Source organism: Sporosarcina pasadenensis, from assembly GCF_047228845.1.
Lineage (GTDB): Bacteria > Bacillota > Bacilli > Bacillales_A > Planococcaceae > Sporosarcina.
Map to the genome: position 1 here is coordinate 696992 of NZ_JBFEGM010000001.1, position 17732 is coordinate 714723.

General features: G+C 40.5%; 20 protein-coding genes and 1 pseudogene. 5 read left to right on the forward strand and 16 right to left on the reverse strand.

What is annotated here, in order from left to right; translation table 11 throughout:
* Positions 1 to 41 precede the first annotated feature (41 nt).
* Both AB1K89_RS03555 and AB1K89_RS03560 read right to left on the reverse strand, forming a co-directional pair.
* Positions 42 to 1847: a S9 family peptidase gene (locus tag AB1K89_RS03555; protein WP_413053385.1), complete on the reverse strand. Its 1806-nt coding sequence runs from the start codon at positions 1845 to 1847 to the stop codon at positions 42 to 44.
* Between the two features lie 147 nt (positions 1848 to 1994).
* Positions 1995 to 3314, reverse strand: coding sequence for a sodium-dependent transporter (locus AB1K89_RS03560; RefSeq protein WP_413053386.1), 1320 nt, complete (start codon positions 3312 to 3314; stop codon positions 1995 to 1997).
* A gap of 162 nt (positions 3315 to 3476) precedes the next feature.
* Here AB1K89_RS03560 and AB1K89_RS03565 point away from each other — a divergent pair, with 162 nt between their 5' ends.
* On the forward strand, positions 3477 to 3974 hold the full coding sequence (locus AB1K89_RS03565; RefSeq protein WP_413053387.1) for a TspO/MBR family protein: 498 nt from the start codon (positions 3477 to 3479) through the stop codon (positions 3972 to 3974).
* A gap of 53 nt (positions 3975 to 4027) precedes the next feature.
* Here AB1K89_RS03565 and AB1K89_RS03570 read toward each other — a convergent pair whose 3' ends face one another.
* Both AB1K89_RS03570 and AB1K89_RS03575 read right to left on the reverse strand, forming a co-directional pair.
* The gene (locus AB1K89_RS03570) at positions 4028 to 4441 is read right to left on the reverse strand and encodes a pyridoxamine 5'-phosphate oxidase family protein (protein WP_413053388.1); all 414 of its coding nucleotides are present in this window, start codon (positions 4439 to 4441) and stop codon (positions 4028 to 4030) included.
* Positions 4442 to 4526: 85 nt separating this feature from the next.
* Positions 4527 to 5036 carry a GNAT family N-acetyltransferase gene (locus tag AB1K89_RS03575; RefSeq protein WP_413053389.1) on the reverse strand — a complete coding sequence of 170 codons (510 nt, stop codon included), beginning with the start codon at positions 5034 to 5036 and terminating at the stop codon, positions 4527 to 4529.
* A gap of 177 nt (positions 5037 to 5213) precedes the next feature.
* Between AB1K89_RS03575 and AB1K89_RS03580 the strand changes: the two genes are divergently transcribed.
* Positions 5214 to 5516, forward strand: coding sequence for a hypothetical protein (locus tag AB1K89_RS03580; RefSeq protein WP_413053390.1), 303 nt, complete (start codon positions 5214 to 5216; stop codon positions 5514 to 5516).
* Positions 5513 to 6070 carry an SLOG family protein gene (locus AB1K89_RS03585; RefSeq protein ID WP_413053391.1) on the forward strand — a complete coding sequence of 186 codons (558 nt, stop codon included), beginning with the start codon at positions 5513 to 5515 and terminating at the stop codon, positions 6068 to 6070. Before AB1K89_RS03580 ends, AB1K89_RS03585 begins: the two co-directional genes overlap by 4 nt.
* A gap of 155 nt (positions 6071 to 6225) precedes the next feature.
* Here the strand turns inward: AB1K89_RS03585 and AB1K89_RS03590 are convergent, their stop codons facing one another.
* A complete protein-coding gene (locus AB1K89_RS03590; protein WP_413053392.1) occupies positions 6226 to 8016 on the reverse strand; it encodes a S9 family peptidase in 1791 nt (596 codons plus the stop codon).
* A gap of 171 nt (positions 8017 to 8187) precedes the next feature.
* On the opposite strand from AB1K89_RS03590, the gene AB1K89_RS03595 reads away from it, so the two are divergent.
* On the forward strand, positions 8188 to 8445 hold the full coding sequence (locus tag AB1K89_RS03595) for a DUF4190 domain-containing protein (protein WP_413053393.1): 258 nt from the start codon (positions 8188 to 8190) through the stop codon (positions 8443 to 8445).
* Positions 8446 to 8497: 52 nt separating this feature from the next.
* Here the strand turns inward: AB1K89_RS03595 and AB1K89_RS03600 are convergent, their stop codons facing one another.
* From AB1K89_RS03600 to AB1K89_RS03610, 3 genes are all read right to left on the reverse strand, one after another.
* The gene (locus tag AB1K89_RS03600; protein WP_413053394.1) at positions 8498 to 8884 is read right to left on the reverse strand and encodes a DUF4870 domain-containing protein; all 387 of its coding nucleotides are present in this window, start codon (positions 8882 to 8884) and stop codon (positions 8498 to 8500) included.
* A gap of 127 nt (positions 8885 to 9011) precedes the next feature.
* A complete protein-coding gene (locus tag AB1K89_RS03605; RefSeq protein ID WP_413053395.1) occupies positions 9012 to 9722 on the reverse strand; it encodes a hypothetical protein in 711 nt (236 codons plus the stop codon).
* Between the two features lie 101 nt (positions 9723 to 9823).
* On the reverse strand, positions 9824 to 10618 hold the full coding sequence (locus AB1K89_RS03610) for a VLRF1 family aeRF1-type release factor (protein ID WP_413053396.1): 795 nt from the start codon (positions 10616 to 10618) through the stop codon (positions 9824 to 9826).
* Positions 10619 to 10828: 210 nt separating this feature from the next.
* Here AB1K89_RS03610 and AB1K89_RS03615 point away from each other — a divergent pair, with 210 nt between their 5' ends.
* Positions 10829 to 10996, forward strand: coding sequence for a YfhD family protein (locus AB1K89_RS03615; RefSeq protein ID WP_413053397.1), 168 nt, complete (start codon positions 10829 to 10831; stop codon positions 10994 to 10996).
* A 56-nt stretch (positions 10997 to 11052) separates the two neighbouring features.
* Here the strand turns inward: AB1K89_RS03615 and AB1K89_RS03620 are convergent, their stop codons facing one another.
* The 8 genes and pseudogenes from AB1K89_RS03620 to AB1K89_RS03655 all read right to left on the reverse strand — a co-directional run bounded on the left by AB1K89_RS03620 (position 11053) and on the right by AB1K89_RS03655 (position 17712).
* Positions 11053 to 14223 carry an ATP-binding cassette domain-containing protein gene (locus AB1K89_RS03620; RefSeq protein WP_413053398.1) on the reverse strand — a complete coding sequence of 1057 codons (3171 nt, stop codon included), beginning with the start codon at positions 14221 to 14223 and terminating at the stop codon, positions 11053 to 11055.
* A gap of 236 nt (positions 14224 to 14459) precedes the next feature.
* Positions 14460 to 15257 (reverse strand): PP2C family serine/threonine-protein phosphatase, encoded by a 798-nt coding sequence (locus tag AB1K89_RS03625; RefSeq protein WP_413053399.1) that lies wholly within the window; start codon positions 15255 to 15257, stop codon positions 14460 to 14462.
* Positions 15247 to 15696 carry an HIT family protein gene (locus AB1K89_RS03630; protein ID WP_413053400.1) on the reverse strand — a complete coding sequence of 150 codons (450 nt, stop codon included), beginning with the start codon at positions 15694 to 15696 and terminating at the stop codon, positions 15247 to 15249. Before AB1K89_RS03630 ends, AB1K89_RS03625 begins: the two co-directional genes overlap by 11 nt.
* A gap of 18 nt (positions 15697 to 15714) precedes the next feature.
* Entirely contained in the window at positions 15715 to 15918 is a 204-nt protein-coding gene (locus tag AB1K89_RS03635) for a cupin (RefSeq protein WP_413053401.1), read from the reverse strand.
* Positions 15896 to 16375 carry an NUDIX hydrolase gene (locus AB1K89_RS03640; RefSeq protein ID WP_413053402.1) on the reverse strand — a complete coding sequence of 160 codons (480 nt, stop codon included), beginning with the start codon at positions 16373 to 16375 and terminating at the stop codon, positions 15896 to 15898. The genes AB1K89_RS03635 and AB1K89_RS03640 overlap by 23 nt, the downstream gene beginning before the upstream one ends.
* Before the next feature lie 21 nt (positions 16376 to 16396).
* The gene (locus AB1K89_RS03645) at positions 16397 to 16807 is read right to left on the reverse strand and encodes a VOC family protein (RefSeq protein WP_413053451.1); all 411 of its coding nucleotides are present in this window, start codon (positions 16805 to 16807) and stop codon (positions 16397 to 16399) included.
* A 3-nt stretch (positions 16808 to 16810) separates the two neighbouring features.
* Positions 16811 to 17257 (reverse strand): annotated as a pseudogene (locus AB1K89_RS03650) (ASCH domain-containing protein); the annotation flags it as partial.
* Positions 17257 to 17712 carry an SRPBCC family protein gene (locus AB1K89_RS03655; RefSeq protein WP_413053403.1) on the reverse strand — a complete coding sequence of 152 codons (456 nt, stop codon included), beginning with the start codon at positions 17710 to 17712 and terminating at the stop codon, positions 17257 to 17259. The pseudogene AB1K89_RS03650 and the gene AB1K89_RS03655, both read right to left, overlap by 1 nt.
* Positions 17713 to 17732: the final 20 nt, after the last annotated feature.

A 17732-nucleotide genomic window follows, 5' to 3' on the forward strand; every position in this document is an offset into this window, starting at 1 on the left:
AAACTCCAGTGCATCGTTCGTCGCACTGGAGTTTTCTACATTTACAAATATTTATCCAAAAATTCACGGATCGCTCGATAACCTTTAATTTGGTTTTCACGTTTCGTGAAGCCGTGTCCTTCGTCCTCAAAAACAATGTACTCAACTGGAACACCGTTTTCTTTCACTTTTTCAACTATATCATCAGACTCAACTTGCAGAACACGCGGGTCGTTTGCGCCTTGCAAGACGATGAGCGGCTTGTTGATTTTTTCCGCATGGAAAAGTGGCGAAATACTACGTATATAATCGGTCTGTGTATATGGATCACCAATTTTCTTGTATAACAGTTCACGCATAGCTTCCCACCATGCTGGAATGCTCTTTAGCGTTCGTTCCCAGTTGGACACCCCGAATATATTGACGCCAACTTCAAATGAACCAGGTTGGAATGCGAGTGCCGCGAGTGTCATATATCCGCCGTAACTTCCACCAATAATGCCGATACGGTTTTCATCAATTCGCCCTGTATCAATTAAAAACTTTTTTCCTTCAATACAATCAGCTAAGTCAACTTCACCGTGTTTCAGATCAGCCGCCTTGAAAAATGTCTTCCCGTATCCCGAACTTCCACGGTTATTCACCGCAAGCACTGCATAACCATGATTTACTAAATACTGGATCATCGGGCTGAAATCAACGGTTGACTGGCCTCCGGGTCCTCCATGCACCCAAATGAGTGCAGGTGCTTTTTCTCCTTCTTCTAAGTGCGGCTCATAATAAATCGCTGGGATCTCCAGTCCATCAAATGAAGGGTAGTGAACAACCCGTGCATCCACTAAGTCACTCTCTTTAATTTCGGGATTAAGCGTGTCTGTTAAGCAGCTTAATTCCTTAGCTTCAAAATCATACACATACAAATTTGCAGGTGCTGTCGAACGGTTTACTAAAAACGCCATATACTGCTCACTTCTCGAAATTGATAACCCATTAATTTGCCCTTCCGGAAAACCCACTATTTCAACATACTCACCTGTTTCCGACTCTAGTACTTTCACTTCAATTTTCCCGTCATTATTCACATAATAGTAAAGGTATTTATGATTAGGAGAAAAGCGAGCGGTTAAAATATCCCATTTTTCTTTCGCGACATCCTCACTGTTTCCTGACGATAAACAAAGCCGCTTTACATATGAAAACTCATGATTTTCATCAGTTAAGAAATATAAGAATTTGGAATCTGAATCAAATGCGACTGGTTGGTACTGAACATCGCCAACATGCTCAGACAAATGTTTTACACCGTCTTCTTTTGTGTAAATAAACATATCTGAATCATTTGATGTCCGCGGCTTGTGTAAGGCAATATATTTTTTATCATGTGAAATTGCCGAGACAAAATAGCCATCTTCATTTTTAAACAATAATGTCGGTTCTAATGTGTCAATATTCATTTCATACAAATCCATATAACGTGGATCCCGCTTATTTGATTCATAAAAAAAATGCTCTTCATCCCGACTCCAACGATGGAACTGTGCTTTTTCTTGTACCCCAGGGGTTAGATCGATACTCTTCCCATCTTCAGTCTGCATAAAAAGATGTGTAATTTCATTTCCGCCTTGATCACTTGTGTATAGAAACTTTCGACCATCCGGGAAATAACCAATTGGTATCATTCGGTCATCGTCAGAGTGTGTCAATTGCTCGACATTACTCCCAGTGCGGGAAACTGCATACGTATTATATACCCCAGAACGATCGCTCCCATATAAAACCTTCTCATCGTCAGGAGAAATTGATACCCCAAGTAGACTCTCACAATTGATAAATTGTTCGATAGAATACTTTTTCTTTACACTAATCATTTCCTAGCCCCTTTTCCCTTAATTAAAATGCATCCCATAAATATTTTATACTATTTAGACTACTAAAACAAATTCATCCTAACGTCAATTAATTCAACAAAAATAAAAAAGCATTCTTCATGACGAAGAAATGCTTTTTAAGAGTTTTTATTCAACAAATGATGCGATGAAAATAATGATGATGGCTAGCGGTGCAATGAATCGGACGATGAACTTCCATGCTTTACTCAACCCACTATTCATTCGCAGCTCATCATCGGTATCAGCAGTCGATAACACATGACCTGCAAATATAGAAATAAGGAGCGCCCCTATCGGCAATCCGATCCGGCTTGTCAGGATATCTGCAAAATCAAAGAAAGTTCCTCCGGGAAGCTTCACATCGGATAATACGCCGAATGACAAAGCACTTGGAATGCCTACGATGAAAATCAACAATCCAAACACCCATGCAGCTGTTCGTCTCTTTTCAAGTTTCTTACGAATCCCCGTAGAGACGACAATTTCCAACATGGAAATCGATGACGTCAACGTCGCAAACAATAATAAAATAAAGAACAGAATCAAGAAGAATCCGCCAAACGGTATTTCATTGAAGATAGCCGGCAAGACGACAAAGATCAATCCCGGTCCTTCTGCAGGCGATTGTCCTAGTGCGAAGACGGCTGGAAAAATGACAATTCCCGCAAGTAGCGAGATGAAAATATTTAATATAGACACATTGAAAGCGGATTGGCCAAGCCGCTCCTCTTTCGGCAAATAGGACGCGTACGTCATCATCGCTGTGACACCGACACTTAGTGAGAAAAATGCTTGTCCGAGTGCAAGCAAGAGTGTCTTCCCGGTCAAATATGACCAATCCGGCACGAACAGGAATCGAATTCCTTCCATCGCCCCTTCGAGTGTCAAAGAGCGTATTGCTAAGACGATGAAGAAAATGAAGAGCAAAGGCATCATCCAACGGCTAGCACGTTCAATTCCACCACGAATGCCGCTTTGGACAATCCAGATCGTCAAAATCATGAACACCGCCTGAGCGATGAGCACTTCCCCTGGGTTCGCAATGATTGCATTGAAAAGCCCTGCATAATCGGAAGTATCCAAACGAAACAGCAATGCTCTTGCCAAGTAAGAAAGAATCCATCCGCCCACAACACTATAAAATGATAAAAGGATGAAGGAACTTAGCAATCCCATCCAACCGATCAAAAACCACGGCCGTCCTGGCGCCAAGTTTTGTAAAGAAGTGACGGCATCTTGCTGTCCCCTTCTCCCGATGACAAATTCAGCCAGCAAGATAGGCAATCCAATTGCCAATGTACAAATAATGAATAGCAATACAAAAACACTTCCGCCGTTCGTGCCCGCCATATAAGGAAACTTCCATATGGCACCCAGTCCGATGGCACTGCCGGCAGCAGCTAATACAAATCCAATTTTTGATGTCCATTGTTCACGTTGTTTCATTTAATCACTCACTTCTATTCCTAGTGTCTCCACTGAATTTTTATCATTATAACGTATGAAGGATGGAATCAATACTTTTTTTATTATTCCGCATACTTCTGTCTGTTTTTTGTTTTATTAATTGGTTGAAGGGAATTATGTACATTATTAGGAGGTGGTACATTGGAACTTTTGAAAGTGAACGGTCGGATGGACGGAAAGCGGCTAGCTGCCGGCATTCTGATGCCGATTATTGGCGGATCTATTACGGGGTGGTTGGCAAACCGGAATGCTCAGGAGAAATATGAAAAACTTAGAAAGCCTTCTTTTTCTCCACCCCCATCAACATTTCCGATTGTATGGACAACTCTTTACGGATTAATGGGACTCGCGAAGTACCGGGTTGAGATGAAAAAGGAGCAAGGACGAGGCAACAAAAGCGCAATCCCTACTTATGAATTGCAGCTCGGGATGAATTACCTCTGGTCTTTTTTATATTTCAGATGGGGACTGCGTGGCACAGCCCTTGTCGAAATGACCATTTTACTTGCAGCCATCGCATTGACGACGTATGAATTTTACCAAATTGACCGAACCGCAGGATCACTACTGATCCCTTATATCGGATGGGTCGCTTTTGCTTTGTCCCTGAATTATGCAACGTGGAAATTGAATGATTAATGCTCAGAAAAATCCCTTGTCTGAACTTAGGCAAGGGATTCTTCTATTCCTATTCAAAATTGAATATCCTGGGGTTCTTCTCCTTTTTTATTCATCAATCGCATGGCGTCGGGAGTGACTTTTAAAATGACAAGGTCCGGATCGTCGGGCCCACTGAACCATGGTTTCATATGGTCATTCCAGACCTTCTCTTTCACGTTTTCCTCATCGGAAATCGTTACGGTACCCATGATTTCCAAATATGAATCCCCGACACCTTCCCCCTCATAACCAATGAGAATATGCGTATTCGGATTCTGCTCAAGCTCTTCCACTTTATCGGTCTTTTTGGAAGTCGCCGTATAAAGCGTAAAGTCCTCATTGAAAAATGTCATATACCTGCTGAAAGGCTTACCTTGCTGGACAGTCGCCATCGTTCCGACATAGCTTTCATCCAGAATTTTACGGGCTGTTTCTTTTGCATCCATTTCCAATCACTCCTCATTTGTTTGTCTCCCTTAACTGTTCCTAAATCGGAGGAAAACTAAACATCTGGGAGCGTCAGAGTCAGTTCTAGTATTGTTCATGTAAAAACAGAACCATTAAATCTTCATCCAAATAAGTGTGTTCGACTTTCAATGCTCTTTTATCAGTGCCGTACACTTCGAACCCGAGCGAAAAATAAAGATTTTTTGCTGCTACATTTGAATTTACAACCGTCAAATACACTTGTTCTATCCCTTCCAAAGACCTTGCCTTATTGATCGCTTCATTCATAAGCGTCTTTGCGACGCCCTTTCCTCGCTTTTCAGGTGTCACGTACATCGCCACGATTGTTGCACGATGTTTCATTTTTTTCGTTTTCTCCGTTAATAGCGTAATGACTCCGATTAGTTTCGATTCATCAAAAGCACCGAATGTAAAGGAATCGGCAGGGCCAAACCTTTCTTTATACTTGTCGGCAGTTTGCTTCTTCTCCTCTTCATAACTTGATCCGAATGCTTCTGGATTTGTATACAAAGCCTCTAATCGAATTTGAAAATAGGCTTCAGCATCTTCTGGGCATAACTTTCTTATCTCCATGTTTCAACCCCCTATTTACAGTGAACGTAATTACTATTTATTGTAGACCGAAATTCCAGGAATTGATAGATTAATAATTATCTTTTGATCACAACCTAACAAACCATTTTTACAACAAACTATGAATCGTCACGTATAATAGACATAACTCAAACGTGGAATAAAGGATGTGTCTTTATGTCAAAGGAGCTTTTCATCACAACTGATCTACAAAGGAAATGGATGGATAAATTAAGCAAGCTCGAAAATACAATACGGGGATCTGCCGAACTGACGGACAAACTTGCCGCGGTTAAGTTTGCTGTGGTATATAGCCCGAATAGCATTCAAGAGAATATTTCCGAATTGCCCAATGTCCAAAATCATATCGCTCACATCGATCTGGAATTGATGTCCGAGGCAGGATTGCATAATCCGCCTATGGATGACATGGTCATTTCAAAATTGGCGCATTCCGCGATCGAGGATATGAGCAAATGATAAAAAGACTTGTTATAACAGGCTATAAAGCGCATGAATTAGGCATCTTCAATGATAAGCACCCTGGCATCGGCATTATAAAAAAGGCGTTGGAAAACCGATTGACTCCCCTACTCGACAGCGGCCTCGAATGGGTAATCATCAGCGGACAGCCGGGAGTTGAGACGTGGGCTGCGGAAGCTGTAATCGACTTGCAAGAGACCTATCCGGAATTGAAGTTCGCCGTTATCACTCCCTTTCAGGAACAGGAGAAAAATTGGAACGAGGCGAAAAAAGAAGCTTATCAATTCATACTTGCACATGCGGATTACTCCGTCAGTTTAACGAAACGCCCTTATGAAGCCCCATGGCAATTCATCGAGCGCGATAAGTTTCTGCTGCGGAATTCGGATGCAATCCTAATTGTCTATGACGAAGAAAATGAAGGTTCCCCGAAGTTTATGAAGAAGATGGCTTTAAAATTTGCTGAGACGAGCGATTATGAAGTGCTGACGATTTCTGCTGATGATTTGCAGCTTGTTGCGGAAGATATGCAGAGGCAGGATTGGGATTGATCACTTTTCTGGTTTATGATCACTTGCAGAGATTTATGATCATTTGTAGAGATTTATGATCATTTGTAGAGATTTATGATCATTTGTAGAGATTTATGATCATTTGTAGAGATTTAAAAGCTGTCCGCCAGTGCGGACAGCTTTTAAAATTCCATTTAGTTTTGATGCTTCTCCAAAAACTCCAGCATGCGGCTATACACGTTTATTTCATTTTCTTTCTTCGAGAAGCCATGCCCTTCGTCATCCAACACAAGATATTCAACATCGCGTCCTAGCTCTGACAACTTCGCAACAATCTGGTCGGATTCCTCTTTCACGACACGCGGATCCTTGGCACCTTGGATGACCAGCATCGGCTTCACCATACCGTCGAGATATGTGACAGGTGAATCTTTGATGAAGCGTTCCTTATCCCGCTCCGGGTCGCCTAACCATCGATCCATGATTGGCTTCCAGTGAGGCGGCACAGAATTGACGAATGTAAATAAATCGGATACTCCAAAAATATCCACAACCGCCTTGAAGTATTCTGCATGACGACCGTGCAGCAGCAATGCCATATAGCCACCATAGCTGCCACCTACGAGAAATAAGCGGTCCCGGTCAGTGATGCCATTGTCGAACAACCACTCGATTCCTGCCAGACAATCGAGGCGTGGGCCTTCTCCCCAATCCCGCTCGACCATTTTCGTGAATTCCGAGCCATAGCCCGTGCTTCCTCGGAAATTTGGTGCAAAAATGTTATAGCCTCTGTTCAGGAAACATTGGAACATCGAACGGAACATTTTGCGTTCGGACGACTGCGGACCGCCGTGCGGCCAGAAGATGGTGTAACCATTTGCATTTTCCTCTTTCGCTTTGAATAAGAGAGCCTCGATTTCCAAACCATCGAACGAAGTATAGGAAACGACGTCAGGTTCAACCATGCCTTCTTCACTTACGCCGAGCACTCTGTTTTCAGTAAGTCTTGTCCACTCGTTCCCGTCCTCCGATTTGTAAATATTATGAGGAACTGTAGCACTTCTACCTAAAATATATACGTTGCCGGACTTTGCAATACGAATTTGATCGACGACATCGACTGGCAAGGAGCACTCTTCTAGCTTTCCACCATTTATATCAGTTCGATAGTATTTGTCAGCTACACCTTTGACCGTAAGGAAATGGATATCCCCTGTTTCTTTATTCCATTTGATCGTCCTTACACTCTCCCCTTCCACTTCCAACACTTTCGAAAAGGATTTCGCCGCCAAATCAAACTTCGCAATGTAGGTTTGGTCGCTCTCATAGTCCGTCACGAAAAGAATCGTGTTATCATCCGTAAATACAGGATCATAGGCGACATGTACTTTATTCGGATCAGGCGTCAAGTGGAACGTTTCTTCCCCGATTTTAACGAAGCTGACGACATACGTATTTGCGAACGCTTGTGAGTAGATGAATGCCGTTTCATCATCCGAAACTGCAGCAAGTTCGGTCGGTGACGTCTCCCCAAGATGCAATAGCGTATCGATGCCGCTTTCCAAGTTGTGCATATGCGTATTCAAAAATGATGGATTATCGACAGACGTTACATAACAGATACGTTTCCCGTCATCACTTAAATGACTGAAATAATATTTCTCGTCCGTCTCTCCTGTAATAAGCGGTTGCGGAAGTCCCCCTTCAAACGGGATGGCGTAAATTTGATAGTTTTCGTCCCCATCATTATCATACCCCGCCAACACATACCGATTGTCCGAATCGAACTTGATAAAATTGCAAGATTCATCCCGATGAGCGAACAGATACGGGTAGGAACCAGGCAAGTCCATCGCCCATAAATTCATCTTGCCGTTAAGATTCGAATTGAAAATAAGCTTTGTTTCATCCTTGTTCACTGCGAAATTTGTAATTGTGTACGTCCTGAAAAACTGCTCCACTGTCGGTTTTGCAAATGGTATCATCATTTCCCTCCTCAGGTAATATAAGCTTCTCTATCCAATGTATAGTATATCATTTCTGAATTGATGATAGAATGCCATTTTACTATCCTCTCAGAATATTTACATTCTTAATCCAAGTTCATTCAATTCGTCCTTAACTTGTGCATACGCTGAGAGAGTGGGGGTGATGTCGTGGAAAATGAAAACCAACAAACGAACGGCATGGCGGTCAGTTCACTTGTGTTAGGAATTTTGGGAGTCGTATTGAATCTTATTCCTATCATTCCTTATCTATTGGGTATTTTAGCTATTGTCTTTGGTGTCGCAGGGAAGGAAAAACAAATTGGAAAAGGAATGGCGGTTGCAGGGGTCATTTTAGGCAGCATCACATTAGCGATGAAAGTATTCTTTTGGATATTTATTTTTTTGGTAGGGGGCTTGAACTATTAAGTCATTAAAAAAGCAAGCCGCTTGGATGTACATCATCTAGAGCGGCTTTTAATTATGGCTTTTCCAATTGATTTTCCACCACGTCCCCAATGAACGGAAGCTTGTAATAGTTTCCTTGATAAGCTTGATACATCATAAAGATCATGAGCGCAAATGCGAGTGGGCTTAATAGCAGGCTAGCAATAGCGCCGAAGAGTGGAATGAAGCCCAATACAATGCTAATCAATAGAATCGCAATTGACATAAACACGGATTGCAATGCGTGGAATCGGATGAAACGGTTTTCTTTTTCCATAAACAGAAAAATAAGACCGATGATAAAAATATAACAAAGCAATCCTCCCACGTTCTCTGTTAATCCGATAGAGGTATTGTTGCCTTCAGCCTTGGCAGGTTGATTAGCCTTTTCTTGCGGTTTTTCCTTTTCATTTTCATTCAATTAATTTGTATCCTCCTTTCCCTCCTATTATATTGAACTGTTGTGAGAATAATGCCTGTTATAGGCTATAGAGGGGGGAATCGTCAAAAAAGTCCGTCTGCAAAATGCAAACAGACATGTCTTCCATTCAGTTGGAGTCGGAATGATTGGATTTCCCCCTCAAGCTACCAATATAAGTCGTTGTAAGTTGGTAGCTCTTATCGATTTTCTCTGCTAGAAAATGCGACCGTTCAAAGATGACCGACCTTAGAAAATCCATTTGCCTCACCATCTTTTCAATTAACCCTTCATGCTGCTCAATCCGTTCCACAATTTCATTTTGAGCCGTCTTCTGCTCTTCCAATGATAGGGAGAATTGATCCTGCTTTTCGATTTGTGCATCCATTTTCGTAAGGAGCTTCTCTTGAACGATATCGAAATTCTCCAACCGTTCTGCAATTTCAGCGTTTGATTGGGTCAGCATATTGATTTGTTCAACAAGCTCTTCGTTCATTCTCCTTTTGTTTTCAATCATTTTTTGAAGCTCAATATGTTTTCGATCTAGACGTTCCAATGTTTCCATCGCTTCCCGTTCAAACTGGCGATGTTGCGATTGATAATCCAATATTTCATCGAAGCGCCTTCCTGTCGATTTCCATCGAACGGATTGGATTCTTCTTTGGTTTTGTAGTTGTTTTTCCATTTCGCTATATTTTTCATTCATCGTGTCGAATGCTATCTTTTGTTCTTTCATCGCCTCTGACAATGAATCAGTTCGATAGATGGCCTGGTTTCTTTCTGCAATGTTATCGCCTTTGTAAAGATCCGTGTGGTTCTTCTTATTAAAAAACAATCCCATAGTTCAACCTCCCATCGATCGTTTTCTTTATGATATGTTGACGGGGGTGTATTCGTACAATAATAAAAACCGTCCCCAACATAGAGACGGTTTAATTGGATCTATTTTTCAAAAACTTGATGTAACACTTTACTCGATTCGACATTGTTCAGGTTTTTATAAATACAGTTATTAGGCTTAGTGCGAAGCGTTTTGGCAAATGAGTTTGCTAATTCCGCTTCGCCTACTACGTATAATTCCTTCCAGTTACGCTCTTTCCGCATCTTTTCGACAATTACGCCAAGTTCTTTGTAAAAACGTTCAAGATTTTCTCTTAGACGATCATCGAGCCCATCACTCTGGCCTCCTCCAGAACCGCGTTGTAATGATGAACGCACGCTCTGTTGTTCTTTCCACACTTCTAGACCCGAGTCGAATTCATAAGTCTTCTCGCCATTCACAAATCCCATCGCCGTATCCAAAATACGTACATCTCCAAAGCTCGGCAAAATGATGCCCGCCTCTGGATATGCCTTTAACATATACTCCATTTCTTCAACTACCGGATGGTCTTCCCAGTGGAAGCTTGTCTTCACTTGCACTTGTACATAATGGACGGACCATAATTCAGGATCTAATGACGCAAAAATAACGACCCCCTTATTCAAGTCGTTTTGATTATTTTCGATTTCCTTCGTCACTTTTTCTTTCAGTTTTTTATACGCTTTAATTTCATTTTCATCTTTAGAAGCTTCTAAATACTCGTGAATGCGCTTCAAACCGTTTTTTAAATGGATTTTCCATGCTCCATTTTGCTGTTCCGGATCTGCAGGGTTCGTATTTAAGTACACACTCAACACACAACGAGAATCACATTTGAATTCCTTCAATTTCTTCAGTTCTTCACTAAGTGACATATATCCCGAACCTCCTCATAAGTATGCTTCTATTTAACATACCCTCTCCACTCCAATCTGAAACGGGAGCTTCGGCAATTATGGCCTCCAAAACATTCTTGACGTTCATGTTCAGCATATTCAACGAACCAAGAAATTGACCTGATGCGGCATAAAACAATGTTTGAAAGCCATAGTATGTAGGATAGCAATTTGAAAGGAGCGAACGTAATGGGAAGAGATAACCATAATAATAAAACAGGTGGAAATAACACAAATTCCTTGCCACAAACGCCAAAAAACCAGAAAATCAAACCCGGTGATATGAATGAAGAAATCGCGAAGGAATTTGCCGAGCTGCGTAAGGCGAAAAAGAAAAAACAAATTAGATGGCCGTAAATTGTATGCCCCTACATCCTTCGTCCGATGTAGGGGCTTCAACTTTAGCTATTGAATTAATTTAGTTGTTCCAAGCATTCATAAACAGCCATCATATCTCGTTTATCCAACTCGCGGATACGGTTGAAAATTGGAATGGCTGCAACCTCTTCCGTATATAAGCTTTTATCAATAGCATCGCTTACTGTTCCAGTGAGCCATGTTTGCACGTCGATGCCTTCAACGATTTCCTTCAAGCCGTCATTATTGATGCCTGTAACATGACAACTCACACATGGAATCGTTAATTTATAGACACCGTCATGCAAATTATCTTCAGATATCACTTTCTTGCCTTTACAGAATGGACATGGATTACCCTTTCTAACTTTATTGATGAGGGTCACTATTTTTTTGAAACCGAATGCTTCATATACATACGTCAGCTTTTTATATTTTCCATTTGTGAAATACTTATCTATGATCGTTTCTCTTGTTTCATGGATGTTTTCGAAATCACAGATTATCACTCGATTATTGTTGCTGACCGATTCTATATTGTCTTTAATTTCATCCCAAAATGGCAGTGCATTTTGTAACACCATTTCATAACCTGCAAAGCTTGCCTGTTCCAATTCAAACATTTTCAGTGCGACTTGTGTATCTCTTGGCAGCAAAGAGACATCTTCTGTCAATATCATATCGCCGCCTACGATCGATTTCAATTTGACGAGCGGTGGCAAGTCGCCAACGACTATCAATACTTCGTCAATCGGCAGTTTGATCAATTCACGAATATCAGTTTCTCCAAATTTAAGGGGCATATGGTGGTTTAAAACAGTCCCCTTACAAATAGGACAAGTCATCATTTCTTTAGATGCTTTCATTTTCTCTTTAATAACTGATTTAGATACAACCATATACATACCGAGAATTGTATTAAATCCTACCCATGTTCTACGCGCCTTGCCTTCCTTATCATAAAATGATTTCTCAAAATATCCATACCAAAAAGTATGTATTTCTTCAGCTGTCATTTCATTATATTTTTTCGTCAGGTCATAACCTAACTCATTTTTTATCTCTTCAAATAGAAATTCCAACTTCTCATGTTTATAGTATTTTAATACTTCCATTACGTCTGGATGGAGCAAACCTTCCCAGAACGGAACGTTTTTGTCTTGAATGACAACATCTTTATCAAAAACTTCAATCTCGAGACGTCCCGAGCAGGATGGACAATGATTGTCCTTATTATAGAAATCGAAGCTTCTCGTATCTTTGTTCGTCGGATGCGCGGCCACGATATGGTTGATAAGACCGCCTAACTCATAGAGAAAACTATATTGACTATACAAATGCCTTTCAAGGTCAATAGCAATGACTGGAGCGATTTTGTCAGAATCATATTCACCGTAAATCAACCGGGCCATTGATGACAAGCTCTTTAAGATACCGCCTTTATAGATATTTTCCGCATTTTTAAAATAGGCAATATGATTTTCTTTTAAATAAGTAATACCATTTTGCTCTTTAAGTGAGGAGGAAATATGCGATGGCAGCGTAACATCCTCCTTGTTTTTATTCTTGTAATAGTCGTGATGACTATCAATGTCTAGATGTGTGACTGGTTCACTCTTTCTCTTCCCGAAATCGACGATGAAATCTGAGCTTTCCATCATATACTCATTATGTTCAATCATTATAATTGAAACGGTTTCATCCTCAAGTATTAGCCTGATACTATCGATGAACTGATTGAGGATATTTTGGGATAAACCTTTTGAAGGTTCGTCAAAAATAAAAAGTGTATGCGGTTTTCTAGAATTCGCAAACAGCTCCGAAACTAAATGCACACATTGAAACTCACCGGTCGACAAAGTTTGTGTCTTTCTTTCCAAAGTCAAATAACCTAGTCCAAGTTTGATCAATAAGCTCAAACGTTTATGAGCGACGTCTTCATTCGGCAATTCATCGATAATATCTTCAATTGACCGTTCAAAAATGTCATCAATCTCATCGCTATATTTATTAAGCTTCTGTTTAATATCAAGAAACGTTGCAACAGTGGACCGACTCGTAATCGATTGGTTCCGGTCTTGCCCTACCACGACCAATTTATCTTTTGGATACCGCTTTATAAAATCTTTAGCTACACATTCATTGATAAGTGTAGATTTACCGCAGCCGGACTCACCCGTAACTGTTACAAGTCTATTTTTCGGAATTTCAAATTCAGCCATTTGTATATTTCGGCAATAAAGATCTTTAAACAGATAGGTTTCTGTTGGCTTTTCCTCATTCAGTTCCTGAAAAACAGGTTGTGGACGAGGTGATTTTTCTACAATTTTTCCGCCGTATTTACCGCTACCTGGTCCGAAGAATAATTGCTCATCCGTTATATCGAGTACAGTGTCCGAATGGTCGATGAGCCAAATTTGATTTTTAAAGCCTAATCGCTTAATCTGCTCTAAAATTTTCAATAGTGTTTGGCGATCTAGACCTACGGAGATTTCATCAATGATTATGACGGTGTTTTCACTTGCCGCCATGAATTCCGCCAAGTAAAGGAGTGTCAATTCACCACCAGATAATGTACCCATTATACGATTTACCGTTAAGTAACCGATATTCATATTAATAATGTTTTTGAGAATCAGTTGTTTCGATTCACTAATATGTAATTCATTTGCTAGTGAGAGAATGGTTTCTACGCTCAAATTGTTAATCTCTGAAATTGTATGAGGTTTACCGAGTAAATCAATCGTATATTGTAAAACTTCCTTATTGTATCGATTACCGCCACATGTCTTACATTCAACATTACTGTTACTACCTCGCCCTTTACATTTCGGACACCAACCTAATTCATTGTTGAATGAAAACACTTCTGGAGAAAGATTAAATTTGTCGGCAATACTAGCACGAATTTCTGTGAAAACTCCCGTATGTGTACCGATTGTTGAACGCGGATTGGATGAAATAGATGATCTTCCGAGAAAAAGAACTAAAGGCATCTCTTCCATTTTGATCGCGCTAAAATTTGTTTCCATAATATTTGGGAATAAATACTGGTATTCAGCCTTTGGCAATAAGGAAACGAGACGCTTCTTCGACTCTTCGCCAATTGTTTGACTAAATGTTGTTTTTCCAGATCCGGACAATCCCGCAATGCCTAACGATTTATCTTCTGGAAGCGCAGCATCTAATCGGTTAATATTGTTTACGATTAATTGTTTTATTTTCATTGTGGCATCCTCTCCATTCTACGACCTTAGTATTGCCATGTGAGTGAGACTTCAATACAAAACTTGGTTGACTCAATCATTTGTTCCAATAAAAATGACGCTTTCCATGTAGCGGAAAAGCGTCTTATGAAATTACTTTGGTTCATTTTTCAATTCTTATCCACATTCAATTTGTCTGAATCTATGAATGTGTACCACAGCTCAAAATTATATTCGTATCATTTACCATACTATATTTACATTGATTCAACAACATCGCTTGGAATGCTACCCACTATCTGATTATCAACTGTCCAGGCAATCATCGTAGTACTGTCTCTTACATTGTTCTTTTCAATTTTGGAAAGAATTGAGGAAAAAGCCACTTCAAGTTTTTCAATATCCAATAGTTCAACTATATCCATTGGATTCGAGTAAGGTTCCCCAGGGCATTCAAGCAAGCCATCCGTCGTCATAAATATGTGATTGACCCCATTCCTTAGTTCCCGAACTCCCGAGGAGAAACACGGTACAGCCTTATCAAACGTATTTACTTGGCCAATCCATTCATAGAACTGCCTTTGATTCAATTGAAATTGACCGAGAGCGATTAAATCAGGATGAAAAACGTAAACTACACAATCCCCAATTGATAACCACCAAAGATAGTTTTTTTTTCGAATACAGATGAGACAAGCAGTCTCTCCTTTGACCTTCTTGCATTGCTCAAGAAATTCAACACTTTGGAAGATAGTAAGAAGCATTTCTTGCACGTGAATAAATCCTGGCTTAGCTATCATCCTAATAATTTCTTGATCGAACTCTTCAAGTGTACGGATAACAAGTTCTGCACTTTCAGCACCATAATGTGCATCTAAAACCGCAGCGAATTCCCAATCCTCTCCTACCCAAACCAAGCAGCCATCCTCATTCTTATACTGTCCGGCTGAAGAATTGCCCCCAAACCGTCCAACCGTCACCCGATCAACCAACTGCACTTTTTTCTCGTCTATAAAATCCTTTTCACTTCCAACCCACGAAAACCTATTGCACATCGTTGTTCTCCAAGTATAGACGTACTCTTTCACATAGCTCGATCACTTCATGATTTCTCCCAATTGGAGCTCCGGACCATTCACGGACAGACATCGGTCCCCAATATTGTTCAGGCGTACCCGGATAACGCGGGACAATGTGCATATGCAAATGCGGCACCAAATTTCCTGAAACCAGTGAGTAAATATGCTCCGCGCCTTCAGTCACCATAAGCGCCTTACTCACTCGTGCCATCGTACTTCCAAAAAAACATGCTTCTTCTTGAGTCATATCTCCAAGTGTGTGCGCATGCCTTTTCAAATCAATCATCAAATGTCCCAAATACACTGGTTGTCCATTGTTATCAATATGGCCTACGTAAACTAATTCATCTTCATAAATGGTAATGCCATATGTCTGAATTTCACCCCGATGTTTTTTACAAATGAAACATTCCATTCCCTCATCCCCCATTTTTTAAAAAGATTGAACGGCGATTCCTTCAGGTTCAATTACTTGTGGAACGGTCGCTTTATGATAACCAACTAGGCCATTTTCATCTAAATCCATAATGCCGACGTGGGAAGGTTGATTTGTCATTACTATCTTTCTCATGATAAAATCCGAATCATATTGAGTAATGTGCTTCCCCTCAACTTCATCCAAACGAATAATCTTCAATCTTTCTCCCCCTCGTATGGATATATTCTTGTAAAATTGGAATTTCAGGGGGATTTAGATTACTCGGCAGATCGTCAATCGAAAAGAATTGTAAAGACAACACTTCTTCTTTATCCTCCCGTAATTCACCCTTATAATTCGAACAAACAAAAGTGGCAATGACATTAAAAACTTCATCACCATGAGGATATTTATAATAATATTGCTCACCAGAGAAGATATTAAAAAAGGTAAGTTGATTTGCTGTTAAGTTGCATTCTTCATATAGTTCCCGCGTTGCTACCTCTTCTAAGGATTCCCCGGGTTCCATCGAACCACCTGGCAACCCCCAGCAGTTATTATCTGCCCGTAGTTGTAATAGCAATCGATTCTCAAAATCAACTACTATTACATTCGCACCAACCATTATAATTGGACGAGGTCCAATCAGTTCCCTCAATTCGCTAATATACCCCATACCCTTGTTCCCCCTGATTTTTCAGTGACTTTGTTTCCTAAACGATGGACTTAATTCGCTCCAAACATCGAAATTATTTCCATCAAGATCTTTGAAAATGAAGTTAATTCCCGAATGTCCTCTATGTTCAATTTCTCCGACGTTAATCTCGCGTTCGGTAAAGTCCTGATGTAACTCCCTTAATGTATCCTGACCATCTACCTCAAAAGTAAGTGAAAAACGTTCAGTTCCATTTACATCGTAAAAATTAGCGGTCTCACTTTCTTTCGCTTTCACTAGAAAGAAACTTTGATCGGCCAAATTCAATATCGCCTTGTCTTGATCCTGATAATTCAATTGCGCATCCAGCTTTTCAACATACCATTTAGCAGCCCGGTCAACATTGGAGACAGGAATATACGTAGTGCCAACCCTAAGTAATTTAGGGTTCACTCGCTCTACTTTATGTTTCACATCAACTAACTCAAATCGTTCACAGACTAGCAACATATCTTCGGTGAACTCTAATCCAACTTTGCCTAGTTCCCGCTTGAAGTAACGTTCATGAATCTCCTTCCAATTCCGATAAGAGCCATCACCTTCCGCCAAAGCAAACTCCTCCGTCACTTCGTTCATAGGGATTAGGGATACATCCACCGTTTTAATAATTGCGACCGGCTCTTCATGACTATTGAGGATGATGCTGTATTCTCCAATTACCGGAACCGGTTCTTTCTCCAGTTCATATAGTACATGCGCTGAACAAGTTGCCGTCTTCCTCCCATCAATAACCGACTGGGCTAGTTCATCAGCTGCTTCGCCAAACATCCATGCACTGACTAACGCGGGATGCTCTTTCTCTCCCCAAAGTTGATCCCAATAATCCTTTGCAGCTTGATTCATTAATTGTCCTCCTCATTTTCCGCAACTCTTTTCACTCGTTGAACAAAATCGACAACAACTCTATCATTTGCAAACAGTAAAAATAACTTTACGAACCATTTCAGCGGTTTGTTAGTTGTTGTATAAATAAATCTAGTTTTTTCATCATCAACCTTTACAAGGTCATATCCAGCCGTTATCTCAAACATTCCACCAAGCGTAAAGCCGACTTTCATCTTTTTTTCGCTTGGAGTATCTAAATAGTCGAGTGTTTCAACCTCATACTCCATGACTCGCTTGCCTTCTTTATACTTTTGTAAATAAATACTTCCAACCTTTTCTTCTGTAATGGTGACGGGTTCATTCGAGACGACTTGGGGCATGATCTTTTGCATGTTCTCAAACGATCCATCTAGATATTTCCAAACCTGTTCGATTGGTGCATCAATCTCAATTTCCTTCGTCCACTGCTTCATACAAACAACTCCTTGTCCAC